This window comes from Micromonospora sp. NPDC047644, assembly GCF_040704315.1.
In the GTDB taxonomy this organism is placed as follows: Bacteria; Actinomycetota; Actinomycetes; order Mycobacteriales; family Micromonosporaceae; genus Micromonospora.
On the sequence record NZ_JBEYSY010000009.1, the window covers coordinates 268030 to 291304 of the forward strand.

The 23275-nt window shown below is 69.9% G+C and carries 24 protein-coding genes; 16 read left to right on the plus strand and 8 right to left on the minus strand.

The features are described 5' to 3' along the window. The first annotated feature begins 7 nt into the window (after nt 1-7). The 5 genes from AB0877_RS17210 (at nt 8) to AB0877_RS17230 (ending at nt 4542) form a co-directional block, all read left to right on the plus strand. Nucleotides 8-982 (plus strand): DUF418 domain-containing protein, encoded by a 975-nt coding sequence (locus AB0877_RS17210; RefSeq protein WP_366609767.1) that lies wholly within the window; start codon nt 8-10, stop codon nt 980-982. A gap of 98 nt (nt 983-1080) precedes the next feature. Continuing rightward, the gene (locus AB0877_RS17215; RefSeq protein WP_366609769.1) at nt 1081-1977 is read left to right on the plus strand and encodes an ABC transporter ATP-binding protein; all 897 of its coding nucleotides are present in this window, start codon (nt 1081-1083) and stop codon (nt 1975-1977) included. Further along, nucleotides 1974-2723: an ABC transporter permease gene (locus tag AB0877_RS17220; protein WP_366609771.1), complete on the plus strand. Its 750-nt coding sequence runs from the start codon at nt 1974-1976 to the stop codon at nt 2721-2723. The genes AB0877_RS17215 and AB0877_RS17220 overlap by 4 nt, the downstream gene beginning before the upstream one ends. 14 nt (nt 2724-2737) lie before the next feature. Beyond that, complete coding sequence (locus AB0877_RS17225; RefSeq protein ID WP_366609773.1) at nt 2738-3892, plus strand: sensor histidine kinase; 1155 nt, start codon at nt 2738-2740, stop codon at nt 3890-3892. After that, nucleotides 3889-4542, plus strand: a complete 654-nt coding sequence (locus tag AB0877_RS17230; protein WP_366609775.1) for a response regulator transcription factor — start codon at nt 3889-3891, stop codon at nt 4540-4542. Before AB0877_RS17225 ends, AB0877_RS17230 begins: the two co-directional genes overlap by 4 nt. Nucleotides 4543-4662: 120 nt before the next feature. On the opposite strand, the gene AB0877_RS17235 is transcribed toward AB0877_RS17230, so the two are convergent. Further along, nucleotides 4663-5193 (minus strand): hypothetical protein, encoded by a 531-nt coding sequence (locus tag AB0877_RS17235; RefSeq protein ID WP_366609776.1) that lies wholly within the window; start codon nt 5191-5193, stop codon nt 4663-4665. Between the two features lie 329 nt (nt 5194-5522). Here AB0877_RS17235 and AB0877_RS17240 point away from each other — a divergent pair, with 329 nt between their 5' ends. Continuing rightward, nucleotides 5523-6302, plus strand: coding sequence for a hypothetical protein (locus tag AB0877_RS17240; protein WP_366609778.1), 780 nt, complete (start codon nt 5523-5525; stop codon nt 6300-6302). A gap of 6 nt (nt 6303-6308) precedes the next feature. On the opposite strand, the gene AB0877_RS17245 is transcribed toward AB0877_RS17240, so the two are convergent. Beyond that, nucleotides 6309-7040, minus strand: a complete 732-nt coding sequence (locus AB0877_RS17245) for an NUDIX domain-containing protein (RefSeq protein WP_366609779.1) — start codon at nt 7038-7040, stop codon at nt 6309-6311. A 326-nt stretch (nt 7041-7366) separates the two neighbouring features. On the opposite strand from AB0877_RS17245, the gene AB0877_RS17250 reads away from it, so the two are divergent. The 9 genes from AB0877_RS17250 (at nt 7367) to AB0877_RS17290 (ending at nt 17972) form a co-directional block, all read left to right on the plus strand. Continuing rightward, nucleotides 7367-8056 carry a PASTA domain-containing protein gene (locus AB0877_RS17250; RefSeq protein ID WP_366609780.1) on the plus strand — a complete coding sequence of 230 codons (690 nt, stop codon included), beginning with the start codon at nt 7367-7369 and terminating at the stop codon, nt 8054-8056. Continuing rightward, the gene (locus tag AB0877_RS17255) at nt 8044-10062 is read left to right on the plus strand and encodes a hypothetical protein (RefSeq protein ID WP_366609782.1); all 2019 of its coding nucleotides are present in this window, start codon (nt 8044-8046) and stop codon (nt 10060-10062) included. Before AB0877_RS17250 ends, AB0877_RS17255 begins: the two co-directional genes overlap by 13 nt. Before the next feature lie 41 nt (nt 10063-10103). Beyond that, on the plus strand, nt 10104-10874 hold the full coding sequence (locus AB0877_RS17260; protein WP_366609783.1) for a hypothetical protein: 771 nt from the start codon (nt 10104-10106) through the stop codon (nt 10872-10874). Between the two features lie 77 nt (nt 10875-10951). After that, nucleotides 10952-12238 (plus strand): DUF4407 domain-containing protein, encoded by a 1287-nt coding sequence (locus tag AB0877_RS17265; protein WP_366609864.1) that lies wholly within the window; start codon nt 10952-10954, stop codon nt 12236-12238. Beyond that, nucleotides 12235-12957, plus strand: a complete 723-nt coding sequence (locus tag AB0877_RS17270) for a VWA domain-containing protein (RefSeq protein ID WP_366609784.1) — start codon at nt 12235-12237, stop codon at nt 12955-12957. The genes AB0877_RS17265 and AB0877_RS17270 overlap by 4 nt, the downstream gene beginning before the upstream one ends. Continuing rightward, the gene (locus AB0877_RS17275; RefSeq protein WP_366609785.1) at nt 12950-14104 is read left to right on the plus strand and encodes a protein phosphatase 2C domain-containing protein; all 1155 of its coding nucleotides are present in this window, start codon (nt 12950-12952) and stop codon (nt 14102-14104) included. The genes AB0877_RS17270 and AB0877_RS17275 overlap by 8 nt, the downstream gene beginning before the upstream one ends. Continuing rightward, nucleotides 14097-15206 (plus strand): hypothetical protein, encoded by a 1110-nt coding sequence (locus AB0877_RS17280; RefSeq protein WP_366609787.1) that lies wholly within the window; start codon nt 14097-14099, stop codon nt 15204-15206. Before AB0877_RS17275 ends, AB0877_RS17280 begins: the two co-directional genes overlap by 8 nt. A 1-nt stretch (nt 15207) precedes the next feature. After that, nucleotides 15208-17514, plus strand: a complete 2307-nt coding sequence (locus AB0877_RS17285) for an ATP-binding cassette domain-containing protein (RefSeq protein WP_366609789.1) — start codon at nt 15208-15210, stop codon at nt 17512-17514. An 89-nt stretch (nt 17515-17603) separates the two neighbouring features. After that, nucleotides 17604-17972 carry a hypothetical protein gene (locus tag AB0877_RS17290; RefSeq protein WP_366609791.1) on the plus strand — a complete coding sequence of 123 codons (369 nt, stop codon included), beginning with the start codon at nt 17604-17606 and terminating at the stop codon, nt 17970-17972. A gap of 177 nt (nt 17973-18149) precedes the next feature. On the opposite strand, the gene AB0877_RS17295 is transcribed toward AB0877_RS17290, so the two are convergent. From AB0877_RS17295 to AB0877_RS17320, 6 genes are all read right to left on the minus strand, one after another. Beyond that, nucleotides 18150-18527, minus strand: a complete 378-nt coding sequence (locus AB0877_RS17295) for a hypothetical protein (RefSeq protein WP_366609792.1) — start codon at nt 18525-18527, stop codon at nt 18150-18152. 266 nt (nt 18528-18793) lie between these two features. After that, nucleotides 18794-19072, minus strand: a complete 279-nt coding sequence (locus AB0877_RS17300; RefSeq protein ID WP_366609794.1) for a hypothetical protein — start codon at nt 19070-19072, stop codon at nt 18794-18796. 455 nt (nt 19073-19527) lie between these two features. Then, entirely contained in the window at nt 19528-19863 is a 336-nt protein-coding gene (locus tag AB0877_RS17305; RefSeq protein WP_366609865.1) for a nuclear transport factor 2 family protein, read from the minus strand. After that, nucleotides 19864-20361, minus strand: a complete 498-nt coding sequence (locus AB0877_RS17310; RefSeq protein ID WP_366609795.1) for a DUF3237 family protein — start codon at nt 20359-20361, stop codon at nt 19864-19866. Next, nucleotides 20358-20825: a MarR family transcriptional regulator gene (locus AB0877_RS17315; RefSeq protein ID WP_366609797.1), complete on the minus strand. Its 468-nt coding sequence runs from the start codon at nt 20823-20825 to the stop codon at nt 20358-20360. Before AB0877_RS17315 ends, AB0877_RS17310 begins: the two co-directional genes overlap by 4 nt. Next, nucleotides 20822-22060 (minus strand): flavin-dependent oxidoreductase, encoded by a 1239-nt coding sequence (locus tag AB0877_RS17320; RefSeq protein WP_366609799.1) that lies wholly within the window; start codon nt 22058-22060, stop codon nt 20822-20824. Before AB0877_RS17320 ends, AB0877_RS17315 begins: the two co-directional genes overlap by 4 nt. A 236-nt stretch (nt 22061-22296) precedes the next feature. Between AB0877_RS17320 and AB0877_RS17325 the strand changes: the two genes are divergently transcribed. After that, entirely contained in the window at nt 22297-23271 is a 975-nt protein-coding gene (locus AB0877_RS17325; RefSeq protein ID WP_366609800.1) for an ABC transporter substrate-binding protein, read from the plus strand. The last annotated feature ends 4 nt before the right edge of the window (nt 23272-23275 follow it).

Genomic DNA, 23275 nt, shown 5'->3' on the forward strand with positions numbered 1-23275 from the left:
TGATTCCGTGGCGCAACCAGCCGGGCCCCACCGCATCGACGAACTTGACGCGCTGCGTGGGCTCGCGCTCCTCGGCATCGTCATGTTCAACATCGTCCAGATGACGCACCTGACCCGGGTTTCCGGGCCGGCGGATGAGCACGTCGGCGCGTACCTCTGGGAGCTGCTCTTCGTGCAGCGGCCGTTTCCGATCTTCTCGCTGCTCTTCGGGATCAGCTTCTCGCTCTTCCTGCGGACGGCGGCTCGGCGCACCGACCGGCCCCGACTGGTGCTGCTGCGCCGGCTGCTCTGGCTGGGTCTCTTCGGCGCGCTGCACACCCTGATCCAGCCCGGTGAGGTGCTGAAGTTCTACGCCGTGTTCGGGCTGGTCGTGCTCCTGCCGGCGTCGTACCTGTCCCGGCGCTGGGCGCTCGGGCTGGGCATCGTGTTGACCCTCGCCGCCGCGTTGACCTTCAACGGTGTCTTCATCATTCCGGGGCTCTTCCTGCTCGGTCTGGCGATCGCGGAGTACGGCATCCCGGACACCCTGCCGTCGCGGGGCCGGCAACTCGCCCTCGCCCTCGCCGTCGCGGTGCCGGTCGCCGCGGTCATGGGCTGGTTGCAGTTCCGGGCTGGAGTCGGCCCGACCGCCAACTACCGCATCCTGCCGGCCGGTCTCGCCTTCGCCTTCCTCTTCACCGTCGGGTTCCTGCTGCTGATGCGAACCGCCCTGCGACGGCCGCTCGGCGCGCTGCTGTCACCGCTCGGCCGGGTGGCGCTCACCAACTACGTCGGCGCGTCGTTCCTGATCGTGGGCGGTGATGCGCTGCTCGACATAGGCTCCCGGTCCTCCTACTCGGCCGTCGTCGGACTGGGCCTGGCGATCGGAGTCGTACAGGCGATCTTCAGCGTGCTGTGGCTGCGCTGGTTCCGGTACGGCCCGCTCGAATGGCTCTGGCGGTGCCTCACCTGGTGGCAGCGGGTGCCGATCCGCCGCGCCTGACGCGGCGACGGCCGGTAGAACCTGGGTACCACTGGCGGGTCGGAAGAGCCGACCGCGGTACCACGATGAGGGCTGCGCCCAGACCTAGCGTGGTGAGCATGATTCAGATACGTGAGGTAACCAAGCGGTACGGGGCGAAGACGGTCGTCGACCAGCTGTCGTTCACCGCGAAGCCCGGACAGGTCACCGGCTTCCTCGGACCCAACGGCGCCGGCAAGTCAACGACCATGCGGATGATCGTCGGTCTCGATGCGCCGACCTCTGGCGACGTCCTGGTCAACGGCAAGCCCTACACATCGTCGAAGGCACCGCTGCACGAGATCGGCGTTCTGCTCGAGGCCAAGGCCGTGCACCCGGGGCGTACGGCGGTCAGCCATCTGCTCTCCATGGCCCGGACGAACGGCATTGCGCGTTCGCGCGTCGATGAGGTGCTCGACCTGGTCGGCCTCTCGGCCGTCGCCCACAAGCGGGTCGGCGCATCCTCCCTCGGCATGGGTCAGCGGCTCGGCATCGCCGCCGCGCTGCTCGGCGACCCGGCCGTGGTGATGCTCGACGAGCCGGTCAACGGCCTCGACCCCGAGGGTGTCCTGTGGGTGCGCAACCTGCTCACCGGCCTGGCCGCCGAAGGTCGCACCGTGATGCTGTCCTCGCACCTGATGAGCGAGGTCTCGCGGATCGCGGACCACCTGGTCATCATCGGCCGGGGCAAACTGCTGGCCGACACCACCGTGGCCGACTTCGTGACCGCCGAGGGGGTCCGGGTCGTCACTCCCGCCCCGGACGCGCTGCGCACGACGATTGCCGGCCCGGGCGTCACGGTCACCTCGACAGGTGCCGAGGAACTGCTCGTCGCCGGCGCCTCCGCCCGCGTGATCGGGCTGGCCGCGGCCGCCCGCGGCATCCCGCTGTTCGAGCTCACCCCGCAGAACGCCTCGCTGGAAGAGGCGTTCATGGACCTGACCCGCGACGCTGTTGAATACGAGGCCGCCCGATGAAGATCACCCCTGGTGGCGTTGTCGCCGCCGAATGGACCAAGTTCTCCTCTCTGCGCTCCACCTGGATCACGACCGGCATCTCCGTCTTCCTCCTGATCGTCTTCGGCATGATCGCCTCCGCGTCCTTCTCGGGCGACAACATGAGTTCGGTGGGCCTGATCCTGTCCGGCAGCGCCCTGGCCGCCCTGTCCGTTGGCGTGCTCGGCGTGCTGCTGGGCGCGAGCGAATACACCACCGGCATGATCCGGGCGACCCTCGCCGCGGTGCCGCGCCGGTTGCCGGTGCTGTGGTCGAAGAGCCTCGTGGCTGGCTTGGCCGCCTTCGTCACGATGACCGTCGGCGCTTTCGCCGCCTTCGCCGCAGGATCGGCCGTCCTCAACGACAATGTCGACGCCTCGGGCCTGGGTGACGACGGCGTGCTGCGGGCCCTGCTCGGCGCTGGCGGCTATCTCGGCCTGGTCGCGGTGCTCGGCGTCGCGCTCGGCATGCTCGTCCGCTCCAGCGCCGGCGCCATCACGATCCTTGCCGGCCTGCTGCTGATCGTGCCCGGCCTGGCCCCGCTGCTGCCGGACTCGATCGCCGATGCCGTCACCCCGTACCTTCCCAGCAACGCCGGCGGCGCGGTGATGGAACTGACTCCCACGGACGGCACGCTGGGTCCGTGGGCCGGTCTCGCGGTCTTCGCCGGGTACGTGGTCGTGACGCTCGCCGCCGCCGCTTATCGGCTCAAGAAGACCGACGCGTAAGGGAGACTCGGGCGATGAGCACGCAGGGATGGCTCGTGGACCGGCAGGCACGGCTGCGGGCGTTCGACCGGCGCCACCCGTGGATGACGGACACCCTGGTGGCCGTTCCGATCGTGCTCTTCAGCATCCCGAACATCATCGAGAAACCCCTGTCGGCGATCATCGCGACCCTGGTGCTGCTGCCACCGCTGTACTGGCGGCGGCGGTACCCGTTCCCGGCGTTCCTGGCCACCGTAGCCACCGACCTGCTCCTGAGCAGGATGGGCATCAGCGTCGGCGCCGGGGTGATCCTGCTGGTGATGCTCTTCGGGGTGGCCTCCCGAGGTACCTGGCGGTCGCTGGCCTGGGCGTCCGGGATCACGGTGGCCCAGATGCTCGCCGAGATCTACCTGTTCGGGTCGGTCACGCAGGACCGCACCCTCACGTCGTTGCTGGCTCTCGGGGCGATAGTGGCGGCGGTCGCGTCCGGCGTCGCGGTGCGCACCCGCCGGGCGTACCTCATCGCCCTGGAGGACCGGGCCGCCCGCCTCGAGATCGAGCGGGATCAGCAGGCCCGCCTGGCCGTCGCTGAGGAGCGGGCCCGGGTGGCCCGGGAGATGCACGACATCGTCGGCCACCACGTGTCCGTGATCGTCGGCCTCGCCGACGGCAGCGCCGCCCTCGCCACATCGCGGCGGGAGCAGACCGCCGAACCGCTCCGGCTGATCGGCGAGACCGGCCGCCAGGCGCTCGCGGAGCTGCGCCGGGTGCTGGGCGTGCTACGCGGGGAGGACACCGACCCGCAACTGAGGCCGCAGCCCGACATCGACGACCTCGACCGGCTGCTGCCGAGCGTGCGGGCAGCAGGGCTGCCAGTCACCTACTCCACCTCGGGCGAGCTGCACACCCTCAGCAAGGGGCTGCAGCTCGCGGTCTACCGCATCGTCCAGGAAGCGCTCACCAACGTCCTCAAACACGCCGGGCGGGGCGCGACCGCCGACCTGAGTCTCAGCGTCTCCGACGGGGAGGTACGGGTCCGCGTACGCGACAACGGCCGGGGCGCCCCCGCCGCCCCGAGCCACGGTCTGCTCGGCATGCGTGAACGCGGAGCCATGTACGGCGGGGTGGTGACCGCCGGCCCGGCCGAGCACGGCTGGGTGGTCGACGTCGTCCTCAAGGAGCCCGCATGACAACCGTGCTGATCGCCGACGACCAGCCGCTGCAGCGTATGGGTTTCAAGATGCTGCTCGATGGAACTCCCGGAATGACCGTCGTCGGCGAGGCATCGGGCGGCGCCGAGGCGGTCCGGATGATCGACCAGAGCCGCCCCGACGTGGTGCTGATGGACGTACGCATGCCCGGCATGGACGGCATCGAGGCGACCCGGCGCATCACGGCGGCCGGCTCGCGCACCCGCGTCCTGATCCTGACCACCTTCGAACTGGATGAGTACGTCTATGCCGGGTTGCGGGCCGGGGCCAGCGGTTTCCTGCTCAAGGACGCCCGGCCCGAAGAGCTCATCGCGGCCATCCGCGCCGTGGCTGCCGGCGACTCGGTGGTGGCTCCCAGCCTGACCCGCAAGCTGATGGACGCCTACCTGCAGGAACCGGCACCGGCCACGTCCGAGGATCCCCGCCTGGGCACGCTGAGCGAGCGGGAGCGCGAGGTGCTCGAGGCGATCGGTCAAGGCGCCACCAACACCGAGATCGCCGAACGCTTCACGCTGACCGAGTCGACAGTGAAGAAGCACGTCGGACGGGTCCTGTTCAAGATCGGCGCCCGCGACCGGATCCAGGCGGTGATCTTCGCGTACGACAACGGCCTGGTCCACCCCCGCTGACCGGCGCAAGGGTGGTGACTCGAGGGAGAGCGACGTCCGGGTGGTCGATGGGCTGCCCGAGCCGCGCCACACAACCGGTCGGCGCCCGAGAGCCTGGAGCGCCCGAGCGCACGGCGGGTGCTATCCGGGGGTGTCGTCCTGCCGGGCCGGCCCGAAGAGAGTCATGACGAGCGCCACGATGCTGAAGAAGCCGGATCCCAGGGCCAGCAGAAGCGAGGGTACGAAGGCAGATGGCGGTGGCACCCAGCCACCAAGCACCCAGGGCAGCGTGACAAGGACGACGACAGCGGCCGTGGTGGCGACTTCGTTGATGACGAAGGCGGTCGATATGGCCGAGGCGCCGCGAGCGAGTGTGCGGTAGGTCGTATTGGCAGTCAGGGCAACCAGCACGACCGAGAGCGCGATGAAGGTGAGAGCACCCCAGAACGGCTCCAGGCCGGCGAGTGTGAGGGACACGAGGAGCGGAACGGCCGACACCAAGAAGATCCACCGCACTCCCGAGCGCATGTAGCGGTCGGCCGCGGCTGCGCCCTGGCGGTTCTTGTGCAGGTCGGAGTCGAGGTAGAAGAAGACTCCGACGAGAAGTGTGCCGACAAGAGCGGCGGACACTTCTGCCATCGTCAAGAAGAACTCGTCACTGATTTCCCGCATCGCGACCGACTCCCCTTCGGCATGGAGACGTCTCGACGCCAGCCTCCCGGTAACCATAGGGTCGACCGAGGAGGGTTTGTGCCTGTTTGCGGCCTCGGGCTGTGCCGGTGACAAGCCCATGCGTTCAGACGCGAGTTGTCCGACGAACGCACATCACAGTCGGGTGTGGTGACCCATCGACCCGGCGGGTCACACGCCGGTACGCGCGGCCACTCTCCCTTTCCGGCGCGACAGAGCCTCAGCTCCTGGGGCGGCTGGCGGCGGTGTGACAGATTCTCAGTATGCCGCCGACCACGAGCCACCCTGGTCCTCCGGCCCGAGCCCATCGGATGTCGCCGCTGCGCACCGTCGCTGCCGACCTCCGCAGGGGCCGCAACGCCGATCTGTACATCGCGGTTCTGGTGGCGGCTGTCGTGGCTGTGCTGGGTGTGTTGAGCGTGGTGGACGCTGGGGTCATTGCCGCGGCGACACTTGCCGTTCTTGCCGTCATCGCCACGTCGGTACTCGCGGGACGGCACCAGACCGAGGCGATCGGCCGAGCGCTGGACCATCTGGCCATTGAGGCGGACGGCCCTCTGCCCGCCAGCCGGTTCCTGCTCGCGCGGATGCCTGGGCTGGACGCCGAGGCCGCAACCGCCAGCGACATCGGCCTCGTGGGGGTGACGTTGACCCGTACGGTCCGCGACCTCCTGCCGGTCCTCGAACGGCGGTTGGCGGCTGGCGGACGGGTGCGGGTGCTGCTGATCGACACGGAGAGCAGCGCGGGTGTGGAGGCCGTGGCACGCAGCCGCAAGGCCGACGCCGCGGACTTCTACCGCCATCGAGTGGCCGCTACCGAAGATCTGCTGCGGGTGGTCGCGTCCACATCACCCGACGGCAGTCGCCTCGAGCTGAGGCTGCTGCCGTTCGTGCCGACGTTCGGCATGTGCCTGCTCGACCCCAAGGAGCCGCATGGGCGGATCCACGTGGAGATCTATCAACATCGGACGCTGGCCTCGGACCCGTGCTTCACCCTGCAGGCCGGGCGCGACGGACACTGGTACGCGCTGTTCCAGGGACAGTTTGAAACGCTCTGGGAGTGTGGGCGACCGATCGTGCTGACCACCTAGCGACGGTCAGTCGCCTGCCGCCTCGGGATGCAGCGACTGCCGCAGCATCGGCGGATGCAGGTTGTCCGCCGATCCACGCTGGTAGAGCATCGCCGGTCGACCCAGCCGGGAGGAGGTTCGCCGACCGGTGGCGACGATGAAACCGTTGGTGTTGAGTACCTTACGACTGAAGTTGCGGTGGTCCAGGCCGATTCCCCACAGCGCCTCGTAGACCCCCCGCAGATCGGCGATGGTGAAGGTGTCGTCGCAAAATGCCGTAGCCAGGGTCGTGTACTCCAGCTTGGTGCGAGCCCGCTCCAAGGCGGCAGCCAGGATCGCCGTATGGTCGAATGCGAGGTCCCCGTGCGGGCCGAGCATCCGGTCGACCGGTTCCCAGGCGGCTGCCATGGCGTCAGACCCGGCTCGGGGTGCCGGCAGGTCCGGTGCGACCGCCAGGTAGGCGACTGTGACCACCCGGCCGCGCGGATCACGCTTCGGATCGCTGAACACGCGGAGTTGTTCCAGGTGTAGTCCGGCCAGGCCCGTCTCCTCCGCAAGCTCTCGGACGGCCGTCTCGTCAACCGTCTCACGAGGGCGGACGAAGCCGCCGGGAAGCGCGGGCCGGCCGCGGAAGGGCTCGTTGCCCCGATTGACGGTCAGCACCTCCAAGCGGCCGCCACGGACGGTGAGGATCGCCAGGTCGGCAGTAAGCCGCAGTTGCTCATGTGGACGTCCGGTCACCGCCTCAGGATATTTCATGTCCTGTTGACAGCAATCGGCGGACTATTTATTGTCTCCATGACAGTAAATAGTCGTCTCGCCGCACTATCGGGCGGTGGCCTGTCCGCCGTGCGACAGGGTGGCGGCCAAATTGGACGATCACCTCCGGTCCGATTGACGGGACCGGCCGACACGATTCGCCTCGTCGACGCCGCTGGACCGCTGTGTCAAACGCCACGAAAGGCTGTCGCTCCGAGCGATCTCACACCGTTACGGTTCGATCCACCCTCAGTGACAATCCCGCCGAGGCACCCTGCTCGTCCTCCGCCGCATTCCTCCGCTGCACCACGATTGAGGTGACAGACGTGTACCCCCGACCCCCCCGCCTCAGCCTGTTGATCGTCGCCGGGCTCAGCGTCGCCTTGTCGACGACGGCGTGCGCCGACGATGCTGCCCAGCCCACCGCTACCCGCGCCGCACCGGCTACCACCTCTGCTCCGCCGGTCGCCTCCCCGTTGCCCGAGCCGTCCGCCACTGGCGTCGCCTCTACCGGTACCGCCCCGACGCCGGCGCTACCCGACGTCACCGGCAAGCGGCTCAGCGAGGGCGAGGACGTCCTGCGCGCAATGGGCTTCTTCTCCGTGCAGGCAGTCGACGCCAGCGGCGACGGCCGAACCATCCTGGAGAAGAACAACTGGCTGATCGTCCGACAGGACCCGGCCGCCGGTTCCCCTCTCCCGCAGGGGCTGACCGTCACCCTCGGCGTTCTCCGACCGACCGACCGGCAGCCCGCCCCGGCGGTCCGGGAAGGCGTCGTCCCCAAGGTCGTCTGCCGCGACCTGCAGGACGCCCAGGACGCGCTGCGCGAGGCGGGCTTCTACTTGCTCGTACCCCACGACGGCCTGGGGCAGGGCCGCCTTCCATTGCTAGACCGCAACTGGATCGTGATCGGACAGTCGCACACGGCCGGTAGCCGCCCGGAACGTACCGAGAAGATCGAGTTGACCGTGGTCAAATTCGGTGAGCCCACCGGGAACTCGCGATGCCCGAGCTGAGCCCGCTGCCGACCTGGGCGGAGTGCCGCGCCGCCGCGCGTTCCGTCTGGACCGCGGAGTACGCCCGCGAGGCAGTCGCCAGCGTGCGCCCCCGTGGAGTGTTCGGCGTCTTCCGTCGTCGCGGGCCGCTGCCCCTGCTGCTCTATGTCAGCGCCCGGGAGGGACGGCTGGTGTGGCGCAACCCGGACTCGCTGGCGTTGCTTCAACCGCCCGGCGACGTCACCCAGCCCGCGGCGGGAGGCCTGCGGCTGAGCCTGCTGCGCCTGCTGGTGCGCGGCTGGGAGGGCCTCCTGTTCGCCGTGCCACCCGCACTCATGCTCGCCGGGTCCGGTCTCGCCGCGCTGGCGCTGCTCCGCACTGGCGCCCCCGGCACGGGCACGGTCGGCCTGCTACTCGCCCTAGGCGCGATGCTCCACGTCAGCATCCTGGCCACCTGTCTGGTTGTCATCGCGTTGGGCCGGCTCCTGCGGGAATCCGTTCGGCGAGCACCGGAGGACGACCGGATCGCCGCCGAACTGCTGCCCGGTCACCGCTGGACGCTGGCCTTCTGCCACCACGTCGACGATGGGCGCCCCGCGTTGCTGCTGGAACTCGCCCATCAGCAGCTCGCCGACCTGCTTCACGCCGACGTCGTGGAGCTCGGCCGGGACCGGGGCGTGGAACTGGGGCAGATTCACCTGACGGAGACGCTGATCTGCCTCCCGCAGGCAGTGACCACTCAGGCGATGCGCGACGTGCTGGACATCTGGACGGAACAGGACCGCACCTTCGGCGCAGGCGCCGCGGTCTCGGTGAAGATCGCCGCACACAGGTCGGCGCGTCCGCCGGACCGCCTCTATGACCGGGGTGGCTTCATCGTCTGGTACCTAGCGGGGGAGGCAATCGCGCTCGCCGTCACCGCGCGGTTCGTCGCCGACGGCGAGCGGGCGGCCTGCGTGGCCGCCTGCGACGGGCACCCGGCCGACTACGGCCTCGCCCTGCGTTGGCTGAGTTCCCGGCTGTTGTTCAGCGATCCCTACGGGCTGACGCCCGTCACCCATCAGGCGTGGGTGCTCGGCCTGCTCACCAGCCTCATGTCGCTGATGGGGATCTTCATCGCCGTGACCGCGACCCAGCAGTACCTCCGCGGCCGCCGCGCCGCGCTCATCGCCGCCCAGAGAAGGATCGACATGCCGAACCAACGCACCAGGACCCTGATCATCGTTGCCACGGACGAGGAGCACCAGGCCGTCCGCGATGCGGTACGGGAGAGCAACAAGGCGACCCCACAGGACGAGTTCCTCCATCACCAGAGCGTCGCGCACCTCGGCGAGATCAGCCGTACGAAGATCATGCTGGTGCAGGTGGAGCCCGGCTCCGTCCAACCAGGTGCCGCCGCGATCTCCGCCGCGGCCCTGGTCTCCCAGCTTGATCCGGACTTCCTCATCCTCACCGGGATCTGCTACGGACTCCGGCCAGACCTCCACGAATTCGGTGACATCCTGGTCTGTACCCAGCTACGGGCGATCGACCATCGCAAGGAGGCCGAGCCAGCCGGCCAGCCGGTGCCGGCGCCGTTCCGCAGCGCCGCCGAGGCAGCCGCAGCGCTGAAGGGCACTCCGGCGCCGCCAGGTCCGAGAACCGTGCGGGTACGAGGCGACCACGTGACCCCGTCGATCACCCTGCTCAGCCGGCTCCGGACCGTCGCGCGGCATTGGGCCGACGGCGGCCGAGTCCACTTCGGCCCGCTGCTGTCGGCCAGCACGCTTGTGAGTTCCCGCTCGCTGCGGGACGAGCTGCATCGCCAGCAGCCGGAGGCGATCGGTGGCGAGATGGAGGGCGCCGGTGTGTACGCCGCGGCGGCCCACGCCAAGGTCGACTGGATCGTCGTCAAGGCCATCTGCGACTGGGGCTTCGGCAAAGGTGACGAGTTCCACGAGGAAGCCGCCCGCAACGCCGCCCGTTTCATCGTCCAAGCCGCCGAACGGCGCGCGTACGACAAGGCGCCGCCCCGCGGATCGATCTAGCACCCCCGTCCCCGCCCGGTCCTTCGAGAGGCGACACATCGATGAGCAACCACGCGGAGCCCCGTGACGGCGAACCACCCCGGGAGCACGGCTACCCGGTTCTGGACTCGGCGGAACTCAGCCCCGTGACCCGGCGATGGTTCCGCCGTGCCCGCCGCGAACTGCACGAGATCCCCCGGCAGCCGCCAGGGACCGTGTTGGTCTTCCAGCACGGCGACGCGTACGAGACGCTTGCCGAACCGGACCTGCGGCTTGACGCGCCGCTGGTCGTCGACGCGGTCGCGGTGGCGGTGGTCTCCACCCGGCACACCCTGCGCGAAGCGGTCGCCTACCTACCCAGCGCCGACACGCGTACGTGCGTGTCGCTGCGGGCACGGTTCCACTGCTGGGTGACCGACCCGCAGCTGGTGCTAGACGCCGGCTGCTGGGACCTCGACTCCTTCCTCGTCGACCACTTGGTCGCCGATCGGCGACTGCGCTTCATCGCGCAGTCCACCGACCCGCACACCGGGTGGCCGCTCTTCCATCGCAACGCCACCGCCCGGATCTTCGCGTACCACGATCTGCACCCGCTCATCGTGCCCGGGTTGCGGACCAGGCTGGTGGACGTCGCGGTGGAACCGCAGCGCCTCGCCACCCCGCCGCGGCCGCGGGACGATTCGCGGCCCATGGAGGTGCCGCCGGTGGTCGAGAACCACGGCCCCGACGCCTCCGACGAACGCGACGGCCACCCGACCGGTGACGCAGGGCCGACTGCGGACGGCAACCCCGCCTTCATGCCCGACAACTACACCTGGGGAGGCAACCCGTGACCGAGCAGGTACCCCAACGCGGCGTCGGACGCGCGCTGCGCGCCCTCGTCGGGGTCGACGAGACAATCCTCGACACGGTGCCGACGGAACGGCCCCGCTACACGGCCATGGGCGGAGTGGTGGTCGGCACAGCGCTCATGGCGATGTTCTCGATGACCGTGGCCCTGTACTGCGTCTTTGACGGCTTCCAGCCGAGCATCCTGGCCTTCGTACCGGTGTGGGGGGCGTTCATCCTCTTCCTCGACCGGTGGCTGATGTCCAGCGTGGCGGCCCCGCGGGTCGGCGCGCGGTTCCGCAAGCTGCTGCCCCGGCTGCTGCTCGCGATCGTCTTCGGCGTGATTATCGCCGAGCCGCTGTTGCTCGGCGTCTTCCATACCGCGATCGAGACCAGGGTCAATGACGACCGGAACGAGGACGCACTGGAGTACGAGAGCACGCTGAAGCGGTGCAATCCGGTTCCCGGCACCAAGGAGTACGACGGACCGGAGGCAAAGCGGCCCGACTGCGATCAGTACCGGTTCGGTCTGACCTCCGCTTCCGAGGCTCAGCAGCGGCAGGTGAGCGACCTCCAGACCCAGATAGAGAGCCTGCGGACGGATACCGACGCGGACGACAAGGAGTACGCCCGGCTGGAGTCGCTCGCCCGGCAGGAGTGCAACGGCACCGACGGTCCGGAGACCACCGGAATCATCGGCCAGGGACCGAACTGTCGGCGGCTGCGCGCGCAGGCGGATCAGTACCGCCGTGACCAGCGGATGGACGCGAACCACAAGAAACTCACCGACTTGACCAACGAGGTCACCGTGCTCACCGGCAACGTCGCCGCGGCACGAGCGGACACGGCTGACAAGATCAACGCGAGGATCGAACAGGCTACGGCGAAGTTCCGGGCCGACCAGAAGCAGATCGGCCTGTTGGAACGCCTCGGCGCCCTCCGGAAGCTGGTCCACGACAACCCCGACGTACGCGCATCGGAGTGGGGGCTGCGGCTGTTCTTCATCGCGGTGGACGCCCTCCCGGTGCTGCTCAAGTTCCTCAACGGCTTCAGCTCCTATGACCGGATCGTCGCCGACTGGCTGGCCGGCCAGCGCCGCGCCCAGCGGGTCGTCAGCGAGACAGAACGCCGGCGTCTGGTCATCCAGGAGGAACTGGCCCGGCACCAGATGAACGCCGAGCACGCCTCTGCCGTGGGCAAGGTTGAGTTCGACGCGCGAATACGCAATGTCGACGTGGACCTTCTGCGTGAGCAGGCCACCGATTCGCGAGCGGCCTATCTGCTCCATGACGCGCCGACGATGCCGCTGCCCGCGCCGTCCCGCGCTGAGCCCGAGGACGTCGATCCCGACGGCGGGAGGTACCGGTGAGCGTCGCCGTCGCCGAGCGCAAGAAGTACCCGATCTACATCCTGCTCGACGTGTCCGAGTCGATGCGCCGCGCCGCACCGGGCCGGCCGGCACCCCTGACGGAGTTCCGGCAGATGATCCCCGACCTGATGATGGCGCTGGCCGACTCCAGTGCCCTGACGGGGACGGCGTGGATCAGAGTCATCGCCTTCGGTGACCGACCCGTGCCGCTGTGCCCGATGACCTCCCTCGCCGAGAAGGTCACGGTGAAGAGCCCGCCCGACTCCGTCGAGACGGACTACACGGCCGCGCTGCGTTACCTCCATGAGCAGGTCGGCCCGGACCTACGGCGTATCGAGGCACACGGCGTGCGGCGGGACTACCGGACGAAGGTCGCCAGACCACTGGTCTTCTTCGTCACCGACGGGGCGCCCTACGCCGGTCGCCGGTACCAGTCCCCGGCCGAGTGGCTGCCGTACCGGGACCGTCTCGTCGAGCCGCCGGTGGAGGCCCGCATCGCCGCGATCGGCCTTGTGGGCGCGCACCCGCCCACGCTCTGGGCGATGGCGACCGGCCAGGCCGGCGGGAAGCGCAACGCGTTCGTCGCCGACCACGATGCCTCCGGGGACGGCCTGGCCCGCAGCGTCATCGATGTCATTCAACGCAGCATCACGCTCTCCGTCCGAGCGGGGGACATGGTCATCGACACGCCACGCGGAATGCACCGTGTCGATGGGTGACCTCGTCCTGGCCGTCGCGGCGGTACTCGTCGCCGCCACCGCCGCGTATCTGGTGGTCGACCTGACCCGGTCGAGGACGCACGCGCCCCGTCCCGTCAGGCCCCGCCGACCGCTATGGCACCTCCTCCGAGCCCGCGCCGACGGCAAGCCCGGGGACATCACCGGGCCCGCCGCATCGCGCGGTCTCGCCCCGGCGGTCCGTCCGCCTGAGCCCACGCCGCAGCAGCCACAGGAAGATGCGGCGTCCGGCGCGGTCGCCACACCCGCACAGACTGCCGATCCAGGAGTACGTCGCCTCGTGCTCGAACCGCCGCCCAACGGGTGGGAACACGAGCCACGGCTGCCGGACCACGTGACGGTCAGCAGCGGATGGCACGGTTCCTTCTTCCACGGCTGGTGCGGGACCGCCACCGGAACCCGCCCGGTGGCGCGGCTGGGCGTACGCGGGGCGACCCTGCGCGGTGCCACGCACGCCGGGCTCGGCACCGAGGGGCAGGATGCCGTCGGAGCTGCCTGGGACGGGAACCGGACGGCCCTGTACCTGGCCGTCGCCGACGGGCTTGGATCGCTGCCCCGGTCCGGGCGGGTGGCGGTCGAGGCGATCAACGCGGCCCTGCACCTGTGCCTGCGCCGCCCGCCCGGGATCTCCTTCGTCGACAACGGCACGCGCCTGTTCGAGCGCATCGCCGCCGGCATGCGTCGGTCCCTCGGTGCCGAGGATGCTCCGCTCGACGGGGCCTGCACCCTGGTGATCGCCGAGGTGCTGCCGCGCTTCGACGGCGCCGACGTGACCGTACACGGCATCGGCGACTCCGAGGCGTGGGCGCTCTACAACGGCACCTGGACTCCCCTGCACCACGAGCGCGGCGGAGCGGACAACGCCACCCGGGACCTGCCCGCACACGTTCAACCACGGAGCGGCAGTTACCAGCTGCCACCGGGGTCCGTCCTGCTCCTCGGCACCGACGGCTTCGCCGGCGCCCTGGACACCAGCACCTCTCCCCTGGCTCGTTGTCTTGCCAAATCTTGGCGGGTCCGGCCGTCCTGGGTGGAGTTCGTCAACCACGTCGGCTTCGTTGACGAGTACTACGCCGACGACCGGTCGGCGGTCGCCGTGTGGATCGGTGAGGGGGAGTCACTTGACTGACGGGGATCGAGCGGATCCGTTGCACGTGCCTCACGGCCGGCTCCGCGCGCAGGTGGCCCGGCACGTTCTGATCGAGGACGGCGGCAACGCGGTCATCGACTGGTGCCGGTACGGCGAGGACGTCTACCTGTTCAAGCGGTTCCGCGAGGAACACCGCAACGTCGTGGACGAGGCCGCCCTCGTCCGGCTGGTCCTCTGGCGCCGCAGCCTCCCCCCGGACCGCCGCAGCCGACTCGACACGTTCACGGCGTGGCCCCGCTACGTCGTGCGAGACGGTGACGGGCGGGTCGCCGGCGTTCTCATCCCGGCCGCAGGCCATCGGTTCTTCCGCGCCACCTGGGACGGTCGGCTGACCCCGCGCGGCCTGTACGTGCTGCTAGGCGTCGGGGGACGCCCCGGCGTGCCGGTCCCGGAGCGGATCCGCGTACTGGCTCGGTTGATCGGCGCCGTGCGATGGCTGCACCGGTGCGGAGTCGTGGTCAACGACCTGCAACCCGAGAATCTGCTCTACTCGGTCGACGGGCGCGACACGGCGGTGTACATCGTCGACTGCGACTCGATGGTGTCGGTGCGGCACTGGGGGCGGGTGGCGCCGCCCGCCGCCCCGGACCTGATGACCGAGGTGCTGCCCGCCGGCACCGAACCAACCGTCGAGGCCGACCTGACGAAGCTCTTCTGGCTCGTCACCCGGGTGGTGCTCGACGATCCGTCGGTGACCGGCCTCGGCGCCCGGGACGAGGCGGAACTCTTCGCCGCTGTACCGGGCCACAGCCGTGGCCACCTGTCGGCGCTGGTTCGAGACCCCACTGACGCGGCGGCCTGGGACGCCCTGGTCGAGGCGTGGCACGCGGCGCCTCCGTCCCCGCCGCCCCAGCCGCCCGAACCGCTTGCGCAGCGACAGGATCCGGGCCGTGGGTGGCTCCCACCCGGCTGGTCCTACCGCCCGGCACCCGGCCCACCCGTGCTCCCGGCTCGGCTGCGGGGCGGGCCCGTCCTGCCTGGCGGGCGCGCCCTCGCGATGACCGCTCTGGTGGGTTGCCTCGCAGGGCTGGCGTCGCTGCTATCCGTCCTGGCCATGGCGCTGCTGTCGGGAGGTCGTTGACATGGGGACGCTGCGAGTCAGCCTTCACGGACGCGAGGTCGAGCTGGCCGAGGAGGAGGTGCACTACCTGGTGCGCGAAGGCGAGCGACTGGCGGTCAGCCGGACACCCATAGACGGTGGGTCGACCCGGCAGCTCGGCTTCTTCGTACCGGTCTTGGGCCGGTGGTTCTTCCACGCCGACAACGTGCCCGCCGCTCGTGTGCTGCGGATCGACGGTGCCCCGGTCATCAATGCCCGGCAGGAACTACCCACCGACCGTCCCACCGCGCTCGGGTTGGCGAGCGAGACGCCGACCGGGCCAGTGAACCCGCGCCGGCTCGTCGACGAGAAGACGCTGCCGCCGCCCTCGCCGCACGACACCGCCGCCGGCGAGCCCCCATCACGCGGGCTCGTCCGCTACGTCATCGGGCGCGCCGGCACCAACGCCGACATCCCGATCGACGATCCGCTGGTCCGCGCGCGGCACGCCACCGTTCGCGTCGACGCCAAGGGCCGCTGGTGGATCTCCGGTGAGCTGTACGTCGACGGCGTCCAGCAGATGTCGGCCACCCTGGCCGATGGGGAGGTCTTCGTCATCGGCCAGACCGCCGTGACGGTGAGTCCCGACCTTCTACCCGGTGGCCAGCGGCCCGAGCTGCGCCAGGCCGGCGTGCGGAAGGTTGGTCCTGCGACGCTGCGGCGGCCCACCACCGAGACCGGGCTCGCGGTGCGGCTTGAGCACCTCACCGCGATCGGCGACCGGGGCAAGATACTGCTCGACGACGTCAGCCTCGACATCACACCCGGGCAGGTCGTCGCCGTGGTCGGTCCATCCGGCGCGGGCAAGTCCTCGCTCATCAGGGTGCTGATGGGAGAGGTGACCGAGAGCGCTGGCATTGTCCACCTCGGTCCGGGCACCGGCGGCCGCACCGATCCGCAACTGCGCCGCCGGCAGGTCCGGTACGTGCCGCAAGGTGACGAGGATCTGTTCGCCACCCTCTCCGCGCGGGAGACGCTGACCTACGCCGCCCGGTTACGGGCGGCACCGGACACCACCGCCCGGGAGGTCCAAGGCCGGGTCGACGACGTCCTGCGACGGCTCGGCCTCGATCAGCCCGCCGCGCTCGCCGAACGGCGGATCGACAAGCTCTCCGGCGGGCAGCGCCGCCGGGTGTCCATCGGCATGGAACTCGTCGGCGATCCGCAGCTGCTGCTCCTGGACGAGCCGACCAGTGGACTAGATCCGGGCAAGGATCGGGCGATCATGGCCGATCTCCGGGCGGTCAGCGCCACCTACCACTGCACCGTGGTCATCGTCACCCACGCCACCGAGCACCTGGGGATGGTCGACAAGGTACTGGTCGTGGCGAAGGGCGGACGGATCCGCGACGCCGGCCCGCCCGAGACGGTGCTGGAAACGCTCGGTCACGACAGCTGGGCCGACCTGATGACCGAGCTCGACCGTGAGCCGGCAGCATCGGAGAGCCGCGGGCATCCACCCACGACCGCCGCGTTCACACGCAACCCGTCGCCCGCCCGGTGGGCGCTGGCCGGGTTCGGCACCCTGCTGCACCGCCAGTTCACGCTCACCCGTCGGCGTGGGCGGGCATCCCTGGCCGTGCTGTTCGCCGTACCGCTCATCTGCACCGTCATCGCTGTCGTGGCCTCCCCTGACGGCTTGCGGCCCGGCCCGGAGACGGGTGCCGTGCTGGCCATCCTGGTCACCCTCGCGGCACTAACCGGGGCGGCCCTGACCTATCCGGACATCGTCGCCGACGAGCGGACCTTGCACCGTGACTTCCGGGTCGGCGTGGAGGCGCTGCCGATCGTCCTGTCGAAGGCGGTCGTCTACGCCGGCGTCTGCGTGATGCTGGCGGGTGTGGTCACCGTAGCCTTCGCGACGGCACGCGACCTTCCGCCGATGGAGTACGGCGTACCGCCGCTGGTCATGCTCTACGGCGTCGTGCTGTTGACCATGCTCGCGTCGATGGGGATAGGTCTGCTCATCTCGGCCGGCGCGCCGACCCTCGAGCGGGCCGTCACCTGGAGCACCCTGCTGGCCGTGACGCAGGTGGCGCTCAGCGGCACGCTGTTCCGTCTCGACCGGTGGTACGGATTGCCGGCCGACGTCCTGCCCGCGCGCCTCGGGCTGGCGGCGATCGCGTCCTACATGGACCTCAACCGCCACCGCCGACCGGCGCTCTACGAAGACTGGCTGTGGAACCCCGGGGCGGCCCGGTTCTGGGTCCTGAATGCGTTGGCCGTGGTGCTGTTTCTACTCGCCGTGGTCGGCTCGGTCCGGCGCCTACACCGCCGGTGGACGCGCTGACCGCTCTCATCGTTGCACTGGTTGCCCGCCGCGGGCGGCCGTGCCGGGCATGCAACGGTCACGCTGCGGGCGGTCATTAGCCTGGCGACATGCAGCATGATCCGCACGCGCTGGTCGGCTTCTTCGTCACTGAGGTTGGCGTCCGTCAGGCTTGGCCCTTCGTGACCTTCACCAGTAACAGCGGAGCCATGACGGCGACCGAGTTGCGGCTGTACATCGACACCGCGTGCGAGGTAATCCCGCCCCCGCCGTTCGTCGTCGGCCTGGCGGCGGAGGAGCCGGCATCTGCGTTGTCGTCGCTACTGGAAGTGCTGAACCTGACCGTCAATGCCGTCACCGTGGCGGACAACGGCGACCTGGTCCTTCGCTTTGTTGGCGGCATCACTCTGCGGGTGTCGGGCACTTCGAGCGCCTGGACGACCCATGACGCGTGGTGGCTTGGCGACCGGCGCTCATAGCGCGGCGCTCCGCGCGTCCCTTCCCTGGTTCCACACCGTCAGTTCACGAGGGCGTTTTGAGGTGGGTTGTGATGCTCGAAACGCCTGCGGCCGGAGGTTCGCCGGGCTGCGTTTCGTGCCCCGTCGTAGCCGCTGGGGGCCACGGTTTGCTGGCCTGCGGATGGCCCGTGCTGACCTTCAGACTCGGTCGCCGTGACCGGCGGCAGGGCGGAGATGCTCCCACTGTGGGTCGTAGCAGACGAGCCCGTGCTCGGCGGCCATCTGTGCCGCTCCGGCCGCTACCTCGTCGGACCGGTTGAACGGGATCGTGAGGTAGACCATCGGGCCTGACGCCTCGTCCATGAGCCCTTCCGACAGGGGATAGAGCTGGGCGTCGTGGCCATAGAGGTCAGGCCACCGGGCTGCCACAGCATCGACGTAGGCGCGGATGCGCGGCGTCGGCGGCAGTTCCTCTTCGCTCTCGCAGTACTGCTCGTAGAGGGCTTCGTATGCCTCCCCGGCCGCTTCGTCGTCGGCGGGCACGTCGCCCTCCCACACCGCCATGTCGTAACTCATGCCCGGAGTGTGCCACTGCTGGCAGATCTCTGAGGAGGGCCGAGGTTCGGGGCGGAGTCTCAAGGTCTTCTGATCCTGCGACTCGCAAGCGTGGCCGGGCTGGCCGGCGCGGGCCGGGCCGGCACGGTCCGCCACCGTCCGAGCGATGCCCACTGGCGTCCACATCGATCGTCAGTCGGGTAGTCACCCAGGGTCGCCTGCCTCGTCCACCCACGTAACATCCTCACGGGTCGCCCGCCATAAATAGGGAGCAGCGCCTTGCGGAGCTACCAGCGCTCGTTGAATAGCAGTTGCCCGCCGCCGACCAGCATCGCGACGCCCGCGACAATCATCAACACCCCGAAGAGCCTGTCGAACACAATGAAGAAGGCGCGGCGTCGGGCCAGTCGGTCATCCGTCCGCCGGAAGGGACTGAGCGGACGCACAACCTGCATGGATAGCTCTATGTGCTTTGTCGCGAAGCCGCGATAGTCACTCGCGAGGGCCGCTCCAATCACGATGAAGAGCACTCCCAACAACAGCCCGAGCAAAACCCGCCACATCACGATGCCTCCGCCGAACGGCTCCCGGGCAGCCCCGCTGACATGGCGAGACTAGACGAAGTCCTCAGGCCATCCCGTGTCGTCGACCCGCCCTTCTGGAGAGCGGGCCGCCGACTGGCCCTCCACGTCCAGCGGACCTTGACGCACGTACGGACGCTGGTGGGTCGAGCGGTGGTCTGCTCGGGTCGTCGGCTGGCGGGATGACCCAGCGCAACCACTCACGGCTGCAACCGGCCGACGGGCCCCCGACCATCTCGGAGCTACTCGCCACGTTCCGCGCACCGCGACAACGGCCCCTCCGGTTCAAGGCGCGCAAGCCGGAGCCGCCACGCAGACACGAGAGGCAGACTCCGCCGGGTGGCAGACTCCGCCCATGATCCGGTACGGCATCCAGGTCAGTTCGTTGTGGCCGGACAGCCCGGGCCGGCGAGCTGACCGGGTTGCCGCGGTCCGATCGCCTATTCGTTCGACCCCGTTGTCGAGGAGTTGTGCATGCCCTCGTCCGCGAGCGTCTGCGCGACCGTGAGGCTGTCCTCGTACACGTGGTAGCGGATGATCAGACCGTCCTCGGCCGTGACGTGCAGTGCGACCGGGAAGCTGTACGCCCTGCCGGTGACCTTCACCGTCTGTGAAACTTCTGCCAGGACCACCGCGTCCTCGCCGTCGACGAGGATCCGGGTCACCGACGCGCCCCGCTTGTCGGGGATGTGGAAGGCATCGAGCGTGCGGAAGTGGTCGGCGACGTCGGCGCGGGTCGAGCGGGGGCGGCCTGTCGCCGCCCTGGGCGCGAACAGCTACGTGACGCGGTAGGCGGTGTAGCGCACCCGGTCGGCCTCGCGGATCGCCGACGCCACGAAGATGGACTGCTCCAGGACGGCCAGCGCGGGCATCGACGTCTCCAGTCGTACGCCCAGGCGGAAGTAGTATTCGGACACCTCGACGGCGTCGCCGCGCAGCAACGCCTCGAGGACCTCCGGGCGGCCGCTGCGGACGCCGAACGTCCGCAGGTAGACGTGACCGCCGTCGGCGGTACGCGCCGAGTAGCGCGTGTCGATCTCGATCGCGCCGTCGGGGCGGACAACCTGCCAGTCGGCGCCGCCGGGCAGGATGTCGGCCTCGAAGAGACCGGTGACCCGGCCGCCGACAACAGGCACCACGCGACGGTGACCGGCACGGGTCATCCCGTGGTCCTCCAGCGCGCCCAGCCGCGCCTCCACCTCGAACGCGGCCTCCAGCCCGGGAACCGGCGGGGCGGTCACGGCGTCCCGACCGGCGGCTCGGCGCGTACTCATGGAGTCTCCTTGGTGTGCGCGAGGGCGTCGCGGAGGCGTTCCAGCGCGGGCACCGCGGCGGCGAGGGCCGCGCGGTCCGCCGCCGGCAGGGTCGCCGCGGCGCGGGCGACCAGGTCTCCGCTCGCGAGGTCGAAGCGGTCGAACAGGTCGAGGGCCTTCGCGGTGGCGAGGACGTCGACGTGGCGGTGGTTGCCGGGGCGGGGGCGACGCTCGACGAGGCCGTTGCCCTCCATCGCGGTGAGCAGGTTGCTGACCGTGGATCGGCTCAGGCGCAGCCGCTCGGCCAGCTCACCGGGGCCGGCCACGGTGCCCCGGGGCAGGGCCCGCACGATCTCGATCTGCGCGTCCGGGATCTCCGGCAGGTGCTCGGTGGCCCGGGCTGCGGCCAGCAGCGTGCGGCGCAGCGGTGAGATCACCGACGCCAGTCGCGCCGCGTCCAGTTCGGTCGGCTCCGGGCCGGTCACGGCAGGACACCCGGGGAGGGCGTCGGCGTCAGGGAGGCCCGTTCGTTGAGGTCGGCGGGTAGGAAACCGGCCGCCTTCTTGTAGCCGGTGGCGATAGCGGTGAGTTCCTCCGGCGGGATGACGTCGTGGATGTGCGTGAACCCGTCCGGCGCGCGCTCGTGGGCGAGCACCATCACCTGTTCCGGGCCCTGCCGCCGGTTGCTCAGCACGAGCGCGGTGGTCGCGGGCCGCCGGTCCGCCTCGTAGGCGTCGAGCGCCGCCCGGACCGTCGGCGCGGTGGCGAGGTGGAAGGCGAGGGTACGTGCGTCCAGGATCGCCTGCGACGCCCCGTTGGAACCGTTCGGATACATCGGGTGGGCGGCGTCGCCGAGCAGCGTGCTGTTGCCGTGCGTCCACGTGTCGATCGGATCGCGGTCCACCATGGGGTATTCGAGGATCTCGTCGGCGGCGGCCAGCAGTTCCGGCACGTTGAGCCACGCGAAACGCCAGTCGGCGAAGAGCGAGACGACCGGCGCGGGGTCGACCGTCCGGTTCCAGTCCGCGTTGGGCCCCGCGAAACCCGGCCCGCGTCGCTCGGCCACGACGTTGATCAGGCCGGCGCCGATCGGGTACGCCACGAACTTCTGTTCCGCGTCCCCGGCCATGATCATGGTTCGCCCGTCCAGGAATCCGGGTGCCCGTGCCGTCCCCCGCCACAGTGTCAGCCCGTTCCACAGTGGCGCCCCCTCGCCGGGCCGATGGTGACGGCGCAGCGCGGAGTGGATGCCGTCCGCTCCGACGATCAGGTCGCCGGCGACGCTCACCTCCCCCGCCGCCGTCTCGAAGTGCGCGACGCCGTCGCGGACGCCGACGAGCCGGTGCCCGGTGCGCACCGCGTCGGCACCCAGCCGTTCCCGCACCACGGCGAGCAGTTCCATCTGGAACCGGCCGCGGTGCACGGAAAGCTGCGGCCAGCGATATCCGGCGTCCAGCCCGCGCGGCTCGCTCCAGATCTGCTGACCGTAGCGGTTGTAGTAGGCAAGCGTGCGGGGTGCGGCACCCAGCCTTTCGATGCGTTCCCCGAGACCCAATTCGGTCAGCTCACGGACGGCGTGCGGGAGCAGATTGATCCCGACGCCGAGTGGGCGCAGCGCGGCGGCGCGCTCGTAGACGGTGATCTCACGGAAACCGGCCCGGTGCAGGCTGAGCGCGGTGGCGAGGCCACCGATACCAGCGCCCACGATCACGATTGCCACGTCGTCGCCCTCTCCGCCCCGCGCCACCAACCGCACAGTTTGGTCACCAAATCGTCGTCCGTCAAGACGTTTCTCACCGTCATCGGACAACTCCCACCGCTATGCGATTCGCCGTTTGGAATTCTTGACAATCAATCGCTTCTGCATGACGCTGATCGACGCGATCGGATGCTCTCGGCACTCCGTCGACCCCACTCCTCAGGCTGCACAAGCGCCGCGCACGGAAGGGCCCGTCCATGAAGAAGGTCACTGCCCTCGCTGTTCTCGCCGGCGTCGTGATCACCCTGACCGGCTGCACGGATTCCGATGCCACCGACCCGTCCCCCGGGGCGAGCGGCGACCTGCGCAAGGTCCGCGTGGCGGCGCTGCCGATCAGCGAGACCGCCGCGCTGTGGGGCGGCATCAAGGCGGGCATCTTCCGGGAGCAGGGGCTCGACGTGGAGGTGGTGCCCGCGCAGGGCGGCGCCCAGGCCATCCCGGCCATGATCAACGGCGACATCGACTTCGCCATCGGCCAACCGTTCGGCCCGTTCCGCGCCGATCTGCAGAACCTCGGCGTGGTGATCATCGGGAACTACGCGTCGTCCTACGCCGACGGCGACGACATCAACGCCGTGCTGGCGTCCACGAAGTCCGGTATCACCCGGCCGGCCCAACTCGCCGGACGCAAGGTGTCGGTGAACAGCCTGGGCGCCGCCGGCGATGTCACGATCATGGCAGCGGTCGAGAAGGACGGCGGCGATCCCACCAAGGTCAAGTTCGTCGAGGTGGCCTTCCCGGACGCACCGGCCCAGCTCGCCGCCGGCAACATCGACGCCGCCTGGGTGACCGAGCCGTTCATCACCCAGATGCGTCAGCGCGGCGACGTTCTCGTGGTGGCTCCATACCAGGCCACCGTTCCCGGACTCACCACCCTGACCACGATCACGTCGAGCAAATTGAAGGATTCCGACGCCACGCTGGTGGCGGACTTCTCGTCGGCGATGCAGAAGACGCTCACCTGGGCCAACGACCCGGCCAACCAGGCCGGCCTGCGGCAGGCCATCAAGGACAACCTCGAACTGCCGGATGCGGTAGCGGACTCCGTCCGCCTCCCGGCGTTCGGGTGGACGATCGACCGGGCCGGCCTGGAGCAACTGGCGACGCTCGCTCAGAAGTACCGCGTACTCGACCGGCAGCCCGACTTCGACCGTCTCGTCCAGCAGCAGTAGCCGA

What these genes read in the sequence shown, in the direction of transcription:
- AB0877_RS17240 (WP_366609778.1), top strand. Translation starts at nt 5,523, where the DNA reads ATGTCGCCGCTGCGCACCGTCGCTGCCGACCTCCGCAGGGGCCGCAAC.
- AB0877_RS17290 (WP_366609791.1), top strand. Translation starts at nt 17,604, where the DNA reads ATGCAGCATGATCCGCACGCGCTGGTCGGCTTCTTCGTCACTGAGGTT.
- AB0877_RS17225 (WP_366609773.1), top strand. Translation starts at nt 2,738, where the DNA reads ATGAGCACGCAGGGATGGCTCGTGGACCGGCAGGCACGGCTGCGGGCG.
- AB0877_RS17275 (WP_366609785.1), top strand. Translation starts at nt 12,950, where the DNA reads ATGGGTGACCTCGTCCTGGCCGTCGCGGCGGTACTCGTCGCCGCCACC.
- AB0877_RS17255 (WP_366609782.1), top strand. Translation starts at nt 8,044, where the DNA reads ATGCCCGAGCTGAGCCCGCTGCCGACCTGGGCGGAGTGCCGCGCCGCC.
- AB0877_RS17285 (WP_366609789.1), top strand. Translation starts at nt 15,208, where the DNA reads ATGGGGACGCTGCGAGTCAGCCTTCACGGACGCGAGGTCGAGCTGGCC.
- AB0877_RS17215 (WP_366609769.1), top strand. Translation starts at nt 1,081, where the DNA reads ATGATTCAGATACGTGAGGTAACCAAGCGGTACGGGGCGAAGACGGTC.
- AB0877_RS17230 (WP_366609775.1), top strand. Translation starts at nt 3,889, where the DNA reads ATGACAACCGTGCTGATCGCCGACGACCAGCCGCTGCAGCGTATGGGT.
- AB0877_RS17220 (WP_366609771.1), top strand. Translation starts at nt 1,974, where the DNA reads ATGAAGATCACCCCTGGTGGCGTTGTCGCCGCCGAATGGACCAAGTTC.
- AB0877_RS17295 (WP_366609792.1), bottom strand. Translation starts at nt 18,527, where the DNA reads ATGAGTTACGACATGGCGGTGTGGGAGGGCGACGTGCCCGCCGACGAC.
- AB0877_RS17325 (WP_366609800.1), top strand. Translation starts at nt 22,297, where the DNA reads ATGAAGAAGGTCACTGCCCTCGCTGTTCTCGCCGGCGTCGTGATCACC.
- AB0877_RS17245 (WP_366609779.1), bottom strand. Translation starts at nt 7,040, where the DNA reads ATGAAATATCCTGAGGCGGTGACCGGACGTCCACATGAGCAACTGCGG.
- AB0877_RS17235 (WP_366609776.1), bottom strand. Translation starts at nt 5,193, where the DNA reads ATGCGGGAAATCAGTGACGAGTTCTTCTTGACGATGGCAGAAGTGTCC.
- AB0877_RS17310 (WP_366609795.1), bottom strand. Translation starts at nt 20,361, where the DNA reads ATGAGTACGCGCCGAGCCGCCGGTCGGGACGCCGTGACCGCCCCGCCG.
- AB0877_RS17260 (WP_366609783.1), top strand. Translation starts at nt 10,104, where the DNA reads ATGAGCAACCACGCGGAGCCCCGTGACGGCGAACCACCCCGGGAGCAC.